The sequence below is a fragment of the Virgibacillus oceani genome, assembly GCF_014638995.1.
In the GTDB taxonomy this organism is placed as follows: domain Bacteria; phylum Bacillota; class Bacilli; order Bacillales; family Amphibacillaceae; genus Virgibacillus_E; species Virgibacillus_E oceani.
The window spans coordinates 38,540-52,124 of the sequence record NZ_BMFR01000012.1 but is presented as its reverse complement, the minus strand read 5'-3'; the positions used below and the strand labels follow the sequence as shown (position 1 = coordinate 52,124).

General features: G+C 38.2%; 14 protein-coding genes. 7 read left to right on the top strand and 7 right to left on the bottom strand.

Going from position 1 to position 13,585, the window contains the following annotated elements; translation table 11 throughout:
• The first annotated feature begins 143 nt into the window (after positions 1-143).
• Genes IEV74_RS13790 through thrB form a run of 3 tightly spaced genes read left to right on the top strand, consistent with a single transcriptional unit; the run spans position 144 to position 3,402 of the window.
• Complete coding sequence (locus IEV74_RS13790) at positions 144-1,445, top strand: homoserine dehydrogenase (protein WP_188455959.1); 1,302 nt, start codon at positions 144-146, stop codon at positions 1,443-1,445.
• The gene (gene thrC, locus IEV74_RS13785; RefSeq protein WP_188455958.1) at positions 1,442-2,506 is read left to right on the top strand and encodes a threonine synthase; all 1,065 of its coding nucleotides are present in this window, start codon (positions 1,442-1,444) and stop codon (positions 2,504-2,506) included. Before IEV74_RS13790 ends, thrC begins: the two co-directional genes overlap by 4 nt.
• On the top strand, positions 2,500-3,402 hold the full coding sequence (gene thrB / locus IEV74_RS13780) for a homoserine kinase (RefSeq protein ID WP_188455957.1): 903 nt from the start codon (positions 2,500-2,502) through the stop codon (positions 3,400-3,402). The genes thrC and thrB overlap by 7 nt, the downstream gene beginning before the upstream one ends.
• 29 nt (positions 3,403-3,431) lie before the next feature.
• Here thrB and IEV74_RS13775 read toward each other — a convergent pair whose 3' ends face one another.
• From IEV74_RS13775 to IEV74_RS13760, 4 genes are all read right to left on the bottom strand, one after another.
• Positions 3,432-3,830 carry a DUF4064 domain-containing protein gene (locus tag IEV74_RS13775; RefSeq protein WP_188455956.1) on the bottom strand — a complete coding sequence of 133 codons (399 nt, stop codon included), beginning with the start codon at positions 3,828-3,830 and terminating at the stop codon, positions 3,432-3,434.
• 109 nt (positions 3,831-3,939) lie between these two features.
• Positions 3,940-5,166 carry a class I SAM-dependent rRNA methyltransferase gene (locus tag IEV74_RS13770; protein ID WP_373284354.1) on the bottom strand — a complete coding sequence of 409 codons (1,227 nt, stop codon included), beginning with the start codon at positions 5,164-5,166 and terminating at the stop codon, positions 3,940-3,942.
• A 42-nt stretch (positions 5,167-5,208) separates the two neighbouring features.
• Entirely contained in the window at positions 5,209-6,318 is a 1,110-nt protein-coding gene (locus IEV74_RS13765; protein WP_188455955.1) for a DUF1648 domain-containing protein, read from the bottom strand.
• Positions 6,319-6,708, bottom strand: a complete 390-nt coding sequence (locus tag IEV74_RS13760) for a GntR family transcriptional regulator (RefSeq protein WP_188455954.1) — start codon at positions 6,706-6,708, stop codon at positions 6,319-6,321. It lies immediately after the preceding gene.
• A gap of 834 nt (positions 6,709-7,542) precedes the next feature.
• Here IEV74_RS13760 and IEV74_RS13755 point away from each other — a divergent pair.
• The 4 genes from IEV74_RS13755 (at position 7,543) to IEV74_RS13740 (ending at position 10,387) form a co-directional block, all read left to right on the top strand.
• Positions 7,543-8,715 (top strand): MFS transporter, encoded by a 1,173-nt coding sequence (locus IEV74_RS13755; RefSeq protein ID WP_188455953.1) that lies wholly within the window; start codon positions 7,543-7,545, stop codon positions 8,713-8,715.
• Between the two features lie 181 nt (positions 8,716-8,896).
• Positions 8,897-9,355 (top strand): LytTR family DNA-binding domain-containing protein, encoded by a 459-nt coding sequence (locus IEV74_RS13750; protein WP_188455952.1) that lies wholly within the window; start codon positions 8,897-8,899, stop codon positions 9,353-9,355.
• Positions 9,352-9,756 carry a DUF3021 domain-containing protein gene (locus IEV74_RS13745; RefSeq protein WP_188455951.1) on the top strand — a complete coding sequence of 135 codons (405 nt, stop codon included), beginning with the start codon at positions 9,352-9,354 and terminating at the stop codon, positions 9,754-9,756. The genes IEV74_RS13750 and IEV74_RS13745 overlap by 4 nt, the downstream gene beginning before the upstream one ends.
• A gap of 31 nt (positions 9,757-9,787) precedes the next feature.
• Positions 9,788-10,387 carry a hypothetical protein gene (locus IEV74_RS13740; protein WP_229683196.1) on the top strand — a complete coding sequence of 200 codons (600 nt, stop codon included), beginning with the start codon at positions 9,788-9,790 and terminating at the stop codon, positions 10,385-10,387.
• 31 nt (positions 10,388-10,418) lie between these two features.
• Here IEV74_RS13740 and IEV74_RS13735 read toward each other — a convergent pair whose 3' ends face one another.
• From IEV74_RS13735 to IEV74_RS13725, 3 genes are all read right to left on the bottom strand, one after another.
• Positions 10,419-11,321, bottom strand: coding sequence for a macrolide 2'-phosphotransferase (locus IEV74_RS13735; RefSeq protein ID WP_188455950.1), 903 nt, complete (start codon positions 11,319-11,321; stop codon positions 10,419-10,421).
• A complete protein-coding gene (gene hflX, locus IEV74_RS13730; protein ID WP_229683195.1) occupies positions 11,322-12,611 on the bottom strand; it encodes a GTPase HflX in 1,290 nt (429 codons plus the stop codon).
• A 416-nt stretch (positions 12,612-13,027) separates the two neighbouring features.
• Positions 13,028-13,585, bottom strand: a complete 558-nt coding sequence (locus tag IEV74_RS13725; protein ID WP_188455948.1) for a cysteine hydrolase family protein — start codon at positions 13,583-13,585, stop codon at positions 13,028-13,030.

Here is a 13,585-nt window from a genome sequence, read left to right as displayed (position 1 = left end):
ATTTATCTCCCAATTTGCAAACCCTTACATTAAATAAATCTAAAAATTACTTCCAAACCTATTGTTATTATTCACTTTTCGTGTTTATAATGTCTATTAACAGAATACAAATGTATATTTAAAACGGACAATGAGGTGGGAATGTGAAAAACGATGTATCAATAGGATTATTAGGTTTAGGTGTAGTCGGTTCCGGGGTTATTAAACTCATCGAGAACCATCGGAAAGAACTCGTTCATCAAGTAGGATGCGATGTAAACATTAAACGTGTGTTAATCCGCGATCCGGAGAAGATACGTAATGTTCAACTAGACCAGACCCTTCTCACCACTGACCCGGATGAAGTTTTAAAAAACCCGGAAATCGATGTCATCGTTGAAGTGATGGGTGGAACGGAGCAAGCACGACATTATATATTAGAAGCATTTCAAGCAAAGAAACATGTGATAACTGCGAATAAAGATTTAATAGCATTGTATGGACCAGAGCTTGAGGACGCTGCAAGCAGAAACCAGTGTGATTTATTTTATGAGGCAAGTGTTGCTGGAGGTATTCCTATTTTGCGCGGGCTTTCAGACGGGCTTGTATCAGATCGTATTCATCAGGTAATGGGAATTGTAAATGGTACAACAAATTATATACTTACAAAAATGAACGAAGAAGGCACAACCTATGAGGATGCACTCAAAAAAGCACAGGAGCTTGGTTTTGCAGAAGCCGATCCAACTGCAGACGTAGAGGGATTAGACGCCGCAAGAAAAATGGCGATACTTTCAAGACTTGCCTTTTCAACGGATATTGAATTGGAGGATGTGGAGGTTAATGGCATATCTAACCTCACATTAAGTGATTTGCAATATGGAAAACAACTTGGATATACAATGAAATTAATTGGTTTTGCCAATTGTCATAATCAAAATGTTGAGGTTAGTGTCCAACCAACATTTCTATCAAATGAACACCCATTAGCTGCCGTAAAAAATGAATACAATGCTGTTTATGTAAACGGGGAAGCAGTAGGAGAAACAATGTTTTACGGACCGGGTGCAGGGAGCTTGCCAACAGCAACAGCCGTAATGTCAGATGTCATCAACGTTATCAAAAACATGCGATTAGGTGTTAATGGAAGACAATTTATTAAACCGCGCTTTAAAAGTGTAATAACACCTCCAGATCAGCGTTTTAGCCAGCATTATTTACGACTGGATGTCAGAGATGAGGCCGGTGCGTTATCTGCCATTTCACATCTTTTCAACGAAATGGATATAAGCTTCGAAAGAGTTCTGCAAATACCAAGCAGTAAAAGTAATCTAGCTGAAATCATCTTTGTTACACATAGAACATCGCTTGAGAAATTTGAAAAGGCTATGTTTGAGCTGGAAAGACTAAATGTTGTGGAAAGTATACATAGCTCTTATCGAGTAGAAGGAGATGTTGAGGAATGAATTGGCCAGGACTGCTAAAGCAATATCAGGATTTTTTACCTGTAACAGATAAAACTCCTGCCCTTACGCTTAAAGAAGGGAATACACCACTTATTCATTTTCCACATCTATCAAGCCAATTAGGTGTGGATCTATACGGCAAAGTGGAAGGTGCCAACCCAACTGGTTCATTTAAAGATAGAGGAATGGTGATGGCTGTTGCCAAAGCAGCCGAAGATGGAAGTACATCTGTCATTTGTGCTTCAACTGGAAATACATCAGCATCAGCCGCCGCGTATGCCGCAAAAGCTGGAATGAGTGCGGTTATTGTCATTCCAAAGGGAAAAGTAGCATTAGGCAAGCTTGCACAAGCAATGATGTATGGAGCAGAGATTGTCGAAATTGATGGAAATTTCGATGATGCACTGAAAATGGTGAAACATGTAAATGAAAATGCACCTGTTACACTTGTCAATTCGGTAAATCCATATCGACTAGAAGGGCAAAAGACAGCTGCATTCGAGATTTGCGAACAGCTTGGTGCTGCCCCAGAAGTCCTTGCAATACCAGTGGGCAACGCCGGAAACATTAGCGCCTATTGGAAGGGCTTTAAGGAATTCCACGACAAAAAGCAAACAGGACTGCCGAAAATGTTTGGATTTGAAGCTGAAGGAGCGTCAGCCATTGTCCAAAACAAAGTAATTACAGACCCAGAAACAATTGCAACTGCCATTCGAATCGGTAATCCAGCAAGCTGGAATCTTGCAGTAAATGCAAGAGACGAATCAAGTGGAAAGATTGGTGCTGTTACAGATAAGGAAATTGTGCATGCATTTAAACTATTAGCACGAAAAGAAGGTATTTTTGCTGAACCGGGATCCTGTGCTTCGATTGCGGGTGTCATTCAGCAATGTGCGAACGGAGATATTAAGCCTGGAAGCAGGATTGTAGCTGTGTTAACCGGAAATGGCTTAAAAGACCCACAGACAGCGATTGAGCAATTAAATACTGAACCTGTCTCTCTCCCAAATGACTTAGATGCTGTGACCGCCTATATAGAAGATGTGGTGGGGGCATGGTAGGTTTTAAACTTTCACTTCCCGCAAGCTCGGCAAACATCGGTCCAGGATTTGATTCAGCTGGAATTGCCTTAAATCGTTATCTGACATTACAAGTGTTTGAAAATGATAAATGGGAGTTTGAACATAACTCCCATTTACTGCCTTCATTTACTGACTATAAGGATCATTTTATTTATCAAATCGCAAAACGTCTTGCGGATAGGCATAATAAGTCTTTACCGGCATGCAGGGTGAAAATAGATAGTGAAATCCCATTGGCTCGCGGACTCGGCAGCAGTGCTTCAGCAGTAATAGCTGGAATTGAACTAGCGAATCAATTATGCTGCCTTTCCTTAACTCCTGAGGATAAGCTTGCATTCGGGACTGAGATAGAAGGACATCCCGACAATGTAGCTGCCGTTTTATTTGGAGGATTTGTCATTACGGTTAAAACCCCTAAAAATGAGATTGACTATTTTCAATTACCAGCATTAAATTTAGATATTGTTGTCTATATACCCACGTTCGAACTAAAAACAGAAGATGCCAGGAAAGTACTGCCAAAAAGCTATTCCCGTAAAGAAGCGGCCACGGCTAGCGGGATAAGCAATCTAGTCATGGCATCACTTATATCGGGTAATTTCGAGCTAGCGGGAAGAATGATGGAACAAGATCTATTTCATGAACCTTATAGGGCAGAACTAATACCGAATTACCAATTCATTAAACAGGCTGCTAAAAATGCCGGCGCATATGGTACCGTTATTAGCGGGGCTGGTCCAACAATGATTTCCATTGTGCCAAAAGGAACTGGAGAAACTACTGCAAACCACATTCAATCATTGCTGCCTGATTATCAAGTAGAGGCACTGATGGTTGATACAAACGGTCTCCAAATTAAACTAGCCGCGGAATAATCCGCAGCTGGTTTTTTCTTTTAGAGTTCTTAAAGCGGAACTTCCCTATCCGTTTTTTTCACAAAACACATAATACCTGAAACTAAATATAATAAAGATTGAAAAGAGCCTATCGTAAACAGGAACCAGCTACTTATTACTGCACCAGCAATGAATAACGACCCAGCTAATTTGGCGTTCGTTTTGACTTTTACTACGGCAATTAAACCAAGCGTAAGTGTAACCAATGAACTAATAATTGGAATCCATAATAATTGTGCAAATATAAATAAGAAGTTATTTATAAATTCGAATTGTGTAGAAATAGGATCAATAATCCAATCAATGCTGCTTGTAACAACAATCAGCAGAACCAGCGCAAATATTGCGATTAATACATCCATGGCTATTCCAATTATACCTAGTATTCTTTCAACGGTACGATTCATCCATATCCTCCTGTAACAAAATGATTTACCACTAGTATATGTTTAATCACGTAAAATATCGATAAAGCCCGCCTCCGTAAAATACCAAAAACGGACCCTGCCTTTAGAACTATTTCTGCTTCCTTACGATTACTACTTTTAAATAGTCACCTTGGGGATAGTTTTGCTGCGTTTTAAAATCTTCCGGCAACGTAAATTCCTCCACTATTTTATACGGTATATTCATTTCACGGAATGCCTTATTAATAAAACCTTTAAACCTTTTCATTCCAAATGCTGCGTTGTTAGTAGACGCAACAATCAGACCATTTTTCTCTGTAATCCCGATTGTGTCTTTTATCAAAGCCGGATAATCCTTTGACGTACTGAATGTATGCTTTTTCGTACGTGCAAAGCTTGGAGGATCAAGGATAACCAAATCAAATTTTAAATTCTTGCGCTTTGCATATTTAAAATAGTCAAACACATCCATGACAATGATATCCTGCTGTTCAAAGTCAATGCCATTCACACTAAATTGCTCAATCGTTTTAGCCTTACTTCGTTTGGCCAGATCAACACTTGTCGTCTTTGCTGCGCCGCCAACTGCTGCAGCTACTGAGAATGCACCTGTATAAGAAAAGGTGTTTAACACGTTTCTACCATTCGCATATTTATCACGAATAGCCTTTCTGACATCCCGTTGGTCTAGAAAGATTCCCACCATGGCACCGTCGTTCAAATAAACAGCATAATTCATCCCATTTTCCTTTACAATTATAGGAAACTCTCCACGCTCACCTTTTACAAAATCGTCATCATCAATATATTGACCGTTCGTATTAAATCGTTTCTTTTGATATATCCCTTTGTATTGACCTAGTACATCCAAGGAACGTATGACGTATTCCTTGAACGCATAAATTCCTTCACTATACCAGTTAATCAGATAAAAGCCGTCAAAATAATCTATCGTTAACCCGCCAATTCCATCCCCTTCACCATTAAAAATACGAAAGGCATTTGTATTTGGATCAGTATATAACGATTGCCGCTTGTTTACTGCAGTTTCTATTCTTCCTGCAAAAAACCGAAAATCAATCCGCTCTTCCTTTTTACCTGTCAGTACCCATCCGAATCCTTTGTTTTGCTTACCATAATAACCCTTTGCAATAAATTGGCGATTATTGTCCAGTAAATGAAAGATATCTCCCTCATTAACTAACGCATCTGTACTTTTAATTGCATCTTTTGTAATCAACGGGAATCCGTTCTTATATTTTTTTATTTCACTCGTTTTCACATGCAGTTCCATTATTTTCGTCATAATTACATCCTTATCTGCCATTTTCCCCATTATCGCATGCCATGAATTTAATTAAAAGAGTAAGCTATGGGATTATATTCCCAATAGTACAGGGATTCCAACCGCCAATCCGATAATAACCAGAAACATAATCCACGCTGATGGACGAGCAAAATTAATGGTCCAGCCAACTCCAAAGCGTTTTTCTAAAAATAATGCCGGATCGTTTTTGTTAAAATAAAATTGCCCCAGCTTCCAATAGCGATCATCGTCACGATCAATAACATTGCCGTTTATGTCTTCACTTGTCTTCAGCCTGCTGCCGCCTTGCCCAGTTGTAAAGGATAAAACAATAGCACCAGCAATTATACCGATACTAATTACAAGCGGCAAAATCGTCAGCAGTTGCTGATTAATAGGATAAATAAAGGATAGCTGAATAAAAGAAAATAATAGTGTAATGGCTATTCCAGTAATAATAATGTAGGCTGACCATCTTTTTCTAAAAATCACGTTTTTCCGCATCGATTCTTTAGGGTTTTCGGCACTTACCTGCTGCTTTGCCTTGGCAATCATTGTATTTATAAAAAGAAACAGCAAAATTAAATAGACCTGCATAATTGGCATCATCAGAACGGACTTGTATGTCTTATCCGTCCAATTTGTAACTTCACCATCTAAGTTATATTGCATCGGAATTTTGTCAGGTATTAGATGATAATTTTGGAACGTAATAACCATTGTAGCGATTGCAGCAAAAAACGGAATAATAAACCAGAGATTAGAATGGTTAAGCTTTTGTTTACGAAAGCCAGTATCAATAACCACAAGCTGCGACTTCTTCTCTGACCAGTCCTCATTATGTTTCATTTTTTTCATATTATGATGAAATACCAAATAAACGATAAAGCTGCAAACAATGTATGCTCCAATCAATATTCCAAACCAGATGCTCATCATTTCTTCATTATTTTCAAACATTGAACCTAGCAGGAAAAAAACAATCATCACTAGAGTACTCAATATACCCGTAACGAAAACATACTGCTTACGCATACTCTTTATTTCTGGATAATGATAAACCTCCTCTGGAATGGTTACTCCAAAGCTTTCCGTTTTCCTAGTTAAATATGGTACAAACATCAGTGAAATGAAGACTGGAATCATAATTGCTATAAGCAGCAGGATATTCAATGAATCCATTTACTTCTCCTCCTTTGCAAATTCTTGAAATTGTTTACTGCAAAGCTTCACAAATTCTTCTTCACTAATGCCACGACAGACAGATTCTGCAATTAAAGGATGTAACGTATTTTCCAACCTTGCACGGTGACTTTCGTCGGCCTGTGGAACGCCATCAGGATTTACCACCACACCTTTTTGCCTGTGAATTAAAATAAATCCTTCTTGTTTGAGCTGCTGATATGCTTTATTTACAGTGTGAAGGTTAATGCCGATGTCCGCTGCCATAGCTCGAACAGATGGGAGCCCTTCACCCGGCGCAAGTTCTTTTCTTGCAATACCGGCAATAACTTGATGTTTTAATTGTGTATAAATTGGTTCGTTTGATTCAAAATCCAGATTTATATACACATCAAACCACTTCCTTTCCTTATTTTTGTAATAACTGTTATATTAATAGTATAACAATTATCACAAAATAGCAATATACTTTTTAAAAAACCTATTTAAAAGTTTGCTGTTAGTACATAAAATACATATAATGCGACGTAATATTCTCGGGTCGCCGTCCGGGATCGCTGCGGGCGGATGCACACCTTAGGGCACGGCCTCAGCCTCCTCGAGAAAACCACTCTTTGGTGTCATCGGACTCGTGCTTTTCTGAGCAGGAGTCACCGCCCGCAGCGATGCCGGACTAGTGAAGTGGAATTAATATATATCGGTACATGCATAGATTGTAATTATTAAATATAAAGTATCTATAATATCTTTAAGAAATCATGATTACGTTATAAATACACTTACTAGCAGCCCGTATACACGGAGACTCCTGTGGGAGATGAGGCATCGGTGAGACCCCGGAGCGACGAGCAAAACATCCACCGAATTAGCTACGAGTTGTGAGGAGTGCAGCATCACCGAAAATGCTTGCAACACGACGAACACCCAGCGTGAGGAGGCTCATCAGCCGCCCACGGAAAGCGAAGTGTATACGGGCTGCGGGACCAAAGAGCGTCCAAAATAATGCAAAATCACCACAAGTATTTACGTCGCATTTTACGGATGCTGTGTAGTAAAAGGCAATAAAATTTACCAACAGGAACATTTCAATAAATACAAATATTGAATCATGGGATGTACTTGCAAGTTAAATGGAACACCATCCTTTTTTTGCAATCCTCTTGTGTTTCCATCTAAATGAGTTTACTATTGTATTCGTAACTTCAAGAAGAAAGGCGTCATCGAATGGATAAGCGTGTATACTTTTTAATGATTGTCTCATTTGTAGTTGGGATGGTTGAATTAATTATAGGTGGATTATTAGATTTAATCGCAATTGATTTACATGTCAGCCTTGGTCAGGTTGGGCTTTTAATAACAATTTTTTCCTTTATATTTGCAATCGCATCCCCAATTCTGTTAATTCTAACTGCAAATATAGAACGGAAAAAACTCACGTTAATTTCTTTATTGATATTTTTGCTTGGAAACATCATTACGGTTTTCAGTCCTACATACAGCATACTCTTTGCAGGACGTGTCATCTCCGCACTAAGTGGTGCTCTCCTAATTATTTTATGTTTGACGATAGCTCCAACCATTGTCGATCACAAATACCGCGGACGTGCGATTGGCATCGTGTCTATGGGTGTTAGTGCATCACTCGTATTAGGTGTTCCAATTGGGTTAACCCTTGGAAACGCTTTTGGCTGGAGGGCTCCCTTTGTACTTATAACCGTATTAACGATCCTCTCGATTGCCGGTGTGTATTTATTAATGGAAAGAGTCGAACCAATACCATCCATTCCAATAGGAAAACAACTGGCAACCTTAAAAGACCGCAAAATATTGTTCGCCCAAGCAACAACATTTTTATTTATTGCAGGGCATACAACATTATATGCCTATTTAACACCTTATTTAAAAACAGTGTTGGGGCTTGAAGGAAATTGGGTCAGTATTATCTATCTCATTTTTGGAATTGCAGCAGTAAGTGGCGGCGGGATCGGTGGTACATTTGCAGATCTCTTTGGAACCAAACGTACGATTCTTAGTTCTATTGTTATATTTGCTGTAGCAATTTTTACAATTCCATATACAACTTCTATATTAGCCGTATTTTTATTTGTACTTGTTATTTGGGGAATGATGAGCTGGGCAATTTCTCCAGCCATGCAAAGCTACCTTATCGAAGCTTCACCTGAAACATCTGCCATCCAGCAGAGTCTAAATAACTCATCACTTCATTTAGGAATAGCAATCGGATCCTTAATTGGCGGTGCCGTCATTGAACAAGCCTCCATCGAACACAATGTAACTGTCGGCGGGCTGCTCGTAATTATTTCACTTGGAACTGCTTTGGTTTCCATGTATGAAAATCAATCTATTACAAAAAAGATGAATAAAAGTCGAATTTAATACACTTTATAAACACACCCATCAGCTAGATACTCTGCCCTGATAGGTGTGTTTTTAATGTATCTTGCATGACTCAATATGCAATTTACCTCTCTAATTCAACGTGTCCCCCAGATTATAAAGACATAAAGTTAAAAAAGAAATACAATACGAATAAGGTGACAGATAGGGGTGTTTAAAAATGAAGGTATCACTTGATATTGACAGTAAACATAAAGAAACTCATGTTACGATCCAATGTAATGAAATGGATGACACTATTAAGGAGATTCTGGATTTCCTAAAAGGGAAAGAAACGGAATTTATCGTAGGAAGAAATGGTGACATGCAGCACATTCTGCGACCAAATGACGTTCACTATATTTATTCCAGGGAGGATATTGTCTTTGCAGTTACCTCAAAGGGGGAATTTAAATTAAAACAAAAGTTATTTGAGCTCGAAGAAATGTTACCTTCCAAACAGTTTATTCGGATTTCAAAGTCGGTTATCGCTAATCTTTATGAACTAAGTCGTTTCGAAGCTTCATTTAACGGTACACTCTGCGTTTATTTCAAATCAGGTGTGAAAGAATACGTCTCAAGACATTATGTTCGTCAAATTAAAGAATCATTAAAAATGAACAGGAGGATTAAGAAATGAAAACCTTTTTATTCAGAAGCATGATTGGAATCTTTTTCGGTGCTTTCGTATCTGTTTTGATAACATTTGCCTTCATTTATTTTGGCGGCTATGAAACGATTGACAGTGGAACATTTTTTAAGAATTCATTAGGTTCTATTTTCTGCGGATGGTTTTTTTCAACTTCACCACTCTATTTTGAACTACCCTTTCTTAAACTGCATCACCAGACAATACTTCATTTCATTACCGTTACGATACTATTTTTTATTTTATCTGTAGGAATTGGGTGGATTCCATTTAATGTAACAAGCATCCTGATTACAGCCATATTATTTATTGTTGGTTATGTAATTATGTGGTTATGTTTTTACCTTTATTTTAAACATGAGGCAAAGAAACTAAATGAAGAATTGAGGTAAATCAACACTTATAGTAACGCATTCCCTAATTATGCCAGGGGGGATTAGTATAGAATATATTAGAGATTATGTTATGTACATGGCGATTTTCGGTATATTTAGTTTAAGCTGGTTTGGCTGGGCTCAGGAAAACCCTAGAAAATCCTGGAGAAAATATCTTGGAATTGCTGCAGGTCTTTCACTATTGATTGGTTTACTAGGAATCTGCCTAAGTGTGATTCATTGGGATAAACCCTCTGTACTGTCGGATTCAAGTGTATTCAGCAATTACTTAACTTTCGTTTACATTGAATTTCTTATTGCGGGTATCGGGGCAATCTTATTCATAAAATATAAGAGAAAAGACTATGTATCCCCATGGATTGCTTTTGTAGTGGGTATTCATTTTATCTGGTTAAAGGGCATTTTTCAAGACTCCAGTTTATATGTTTTAGCTGCACTGATGATTGGAACTTCTGTTGTTTCCTTATTTCTTTCCAAAAAGCTAAACGTTCCTAATAGTGCTATAACTGGCATCGGTGCTGGAGCTGTTCTGTTTTGTTTTGCGATAGCAGGACTAATTCGATTCTTAACGCATAAATCAACGCTTGGGTTATGTAGAACGCACATAACCCAAGCGTATTTTAAATAAAAGAAATACATTCAAAAGTTTTATTATTTTGTTACTCTACTACCCCAAGCGTCTGCTTTGCCATTTGTTCATATTCCTCTAATCCAGACTTCATGGCAAATTCTGCTATACCAACAGGATATGCTGCTGCCAGTTCTACAATATGCTCAAGCATAAATGGCCAAACATACCCTCCAGCAAGTTCATAAGCTTTAACCAATTTCCTTAAAGCATCTTCTCCAAACGTACTTAAGTGTCCAACAAAATCATTCGCTGGATCCGTTACATGCGCCTCTGTCCAGTCAATCAAACCTGTAACGCGTGCATATTCATCAATTAAAATATGACCGGCATGTAAATCACCATGAATTAGCGCTGTTTGTTTTGGCCAAAGTAAATCATTTGCTAGCCACCTTTGCCAACGGTCCCACAATTCCTCACTAACACCATACGCAGACTTCACATTAACCATTCTTTTTGTCATAGACGCTTTTGCTTCTTCAGGGGTTTGCACAGTTAGTCCCGCGTTTCTCGCTGCCTGATGGTCAATTGAGTGTAATGCCGACATTGCACTTCCCAACGTATTATGAAAACTGTTTGGAACATTCTTCTCGTCAATCTCCCATACATATGCCTTCGCTTTGACATCAATTGTTCCTGCTGGGATACCGTGCAGGAGCTTATAAGCAATTAATTCATCAGAATAGATTGCCCATTTCGGAGTTTGTACTGGAAGTTTCCCACCTACCACATCCAAAATATCTTTTTCTTTCTTTGCCATCGGAACTACATCACGCCGCCTTGGAAAACGTAATACCCACTTTTCCCTTTTTGCATCTGTGGCAAATACCACCTGAAAATCAAGACCCGATTCATTGCGCTTCAGAGAACTTTCCTGAACGAATAAACCATGTCGTTTAGCTATTTCTATTACTTGCTGATTTGTTAATGTCATCTATTTCATTTCCTTTTCAGTTGATTCCAACTTATTACTAACATATTGCTGAAACCTTTCAGCATCCGACTTTTTACAATCAACCATCAATTTTATCCCATCCGTTTCATATTCCTCAGATAAAACATGTGCATTCTCATTGAAATACGAAACAATCTGACCGTCTGAATAAGGTATAAACAACTCACATTCAACATAATTTGAGAAAATTTCCCTACTTATCTCGTGCAATAATTCATCTAATCCAATTCTTTTTTGCGCTGAAAGATAGATATTATTGTCCTCAATCCCAGGAAATTTCCTATTCGTTAAATCTGCTTTGTTGTATGCATAAATAACAGGAATAGTAAGCACTCCAATATCCTGTAAAATTTCATTGGTCAGCTTTATCTGCTCCTTATGATTTGGATTCGAAAAGTCTACCACGTGAATTAGAACATCTGCCTCTACCACCTCTTCAAGTGTCGATCGAAATGCTTTTACCAGATGATGCGGAAGTTTATTTATAAAGCCTACCGTATCAGTCAGTAAAAAGGGTTGATTTGTATCCAGCTTTACCTTTCTTACTGATGTTTCAAGCGTCGCAAATACCATATCCTTTTCCAACACCTGCTTATCTGCCTGCTGATGGGACAGCTCAAGTACCGCATTCATAATGGTTGATTTTCCAGCATTTGTATATCCTACTAGAGAAACAACGGGTAAACCTTTTTTATTACGCTTTTTCCTTTGTGTCTTACGTTGAGCAACTAAATCCTCAAGCTCTTTATTCAATTGTGCTATTTTTCCCTCAATCTTTCGACGGTCCAATTCTAATTTTGTTTCACCTGCACCCCTATTCTTAAGTCCAGAACCTCCACCTTGACGACCTAAGGACTCGCGGCTGCCGATCAATCTTGGAAGCATATATTTTAATCTGGCAACTTCAACTTGCAGCTGTGATTCTCTCGTTCTTGCTCGTTTTGCAAAAATTTCAAGTATCAGCATCGTGCGGTCCATTACGTCACATTCCAATACCGCTTCCAAATTCCTAATTTGTGATGATGTTAGTTCGTCATCACAGATAATCGTATCTGCATCTGTTGAATCAATCATCTCTTGGAGTTCATCAGTTTTCCCTTTACCAATATAGTGTGTTTGATTAATACGCTGTAAATTTTGTGTAAGCTGGCCGGTAATATCCACATTGCAAGCAGCCGCTAAATTTCCTAATTCTTGCATCGAATAATTGAATTCATCTTGATTACCAAGATTTACTCCTACCAATATAGCTTTTCTTCTCATATCCATTTCCCTCCATAAATCGTGCATAATAAAAACACAGGTTATTCTGCCTGTGTTCGAGTAACGAGAATAGTTATACTGGAAGATTTTATATCAACTATTTGCATGCATGTTGAATTAAAAATCAGCAGCACTTCATAAAGTAGTATGAATATTGTCATTATTACTTCCATTAATTTGGACAACAAAAAAGAGGGCAGATTCCTCTCCCTCTTTTTATAAAATCGCCGTATAAAAAGGTTTTCCTAAAAGGGCAGACTAATCCCGCTTACTCCGCAACACAAGCAGAGCGTTTGAACGTATTCAGTTAACGGTTCAAAGCTTGGAATCGAAGTCTAATAGATGCCACTAGGAAAACCTCCGTTCAAATAAGATTATCGAAAGCATACCATAGAAAATTCAGAAAGGCAACTAAATGATGCTTATCTGTAAGTATCATGGATAGGCTTAAATAAATCCTCATCGGCTTTTCTAACAATTGAAAAGTGCTCAACTTTATAATGGCCATGAAGGGTATGATTATGATGGTCAATAATTTGCTGCGCATTTAAAACCGTTTTATCCGATGTTGAATGACCATCTCCTACCAGGGTTACGTCAAAGCCATTTACAGTAGCCGTCCTTACAGCTGTATCAATGCAATGCTCTGTCTGGCAGCCCATGATAACAAGGTGTTCAATTTGATTTTCCTCTAAATAACTTTTCAATCCTGTACCATGAAAAGAATTCGTTGCTTCTTTATTAAAAATCTTAGCTTGTTCAGGAACATGGATAGCTTCGTGGACCTGAAATCCTTTACCTTTCCCTTCACTTATATCAAGATCCCGTACAAATACAATTAAAGCTTGTTCACGCAGTGCCTCTTTTATAACTGAGTTAATATTTGCAAGCAGCTGCTGTTGATTGATGACACCTTTTTCTTCTTTGCTGCCGTTTATTAGATCTGACTGAGCATCAATAACTAATAAAGCTTGATTCAA

Coding starts and splice junctions, on each gene's coding strand:
- thrC (WP_188455958.1), top strand. CDS start 1,442: ATGAATTGGCCAGGACTGCTAAAGCAATATCAGGATTTTTTACCTGTA.
- thrB (WP_188455957.1), top strand. CDS start 2,500: ATGGTAGGTTTTAAACTTTCACTTCCCGCAAGCTCGGCAAACATCGGT.
- IEV74_RS13775 (WP_188455956.1), bottom strand. CDS start 3,830: ATGAATCGTACCGTTGAAAGAATACTAGGTATAATTGGAATAGCCATG.
- IEV74_RS13770 (WP_373284354.1), bottom strand. CDS start 5,166: ATGGGGAAAATGGCAGATAAGGATGTAATTATGACGAAAATAATGGAA.
- IEV74_RS13765 (WP_188455955.1), bottom strand. CDS start 6,318: ATGGATTCATTGAATATCCTGCTGCTTATAGCAATTATGATTCCAGTC.
- IEV74_RS13755 (WP_188455953.1), top strand. CDS start 7,543: ATGGATAAGCGTGTATACTTTTTAATGATTGTCTCATTTGTAGTTGGG.
- IEV74_RS13750 (WP_188455952.1), top strand. CDS start 8,897: ATGAAGGTATCACTTGATATTGACAGTAAACATAAAGAAACTCATGTT.
- IEV74_RS13745 (WP_188455951.1), top strand. CDS start 9,352: ATGAAAACCTTTTTATTCAGAAGCATGATTGGAATCTTTTTCGGTGCT.
- IEV74_RS13740 (WP_229683196.1), top strand. CDS start 9,788: ATGCCAGGGGGGATTAGTATAGAATATATTAGAGATTATGTTATGTAC.
- IEV74_RS13735 (WP_188455950.1), bottom strand. CDS start 11,321: ATGACATTAACAAATCAGCAAGTAATAGAAATAGCTAAACGACATGGT.
- hflX (WP_229683195.1), bottom strand. CDS start 12,611: ATGGATATGAGAAGAAAAGCTATATTGGTAGGAGTAAATCTTGGTAAT.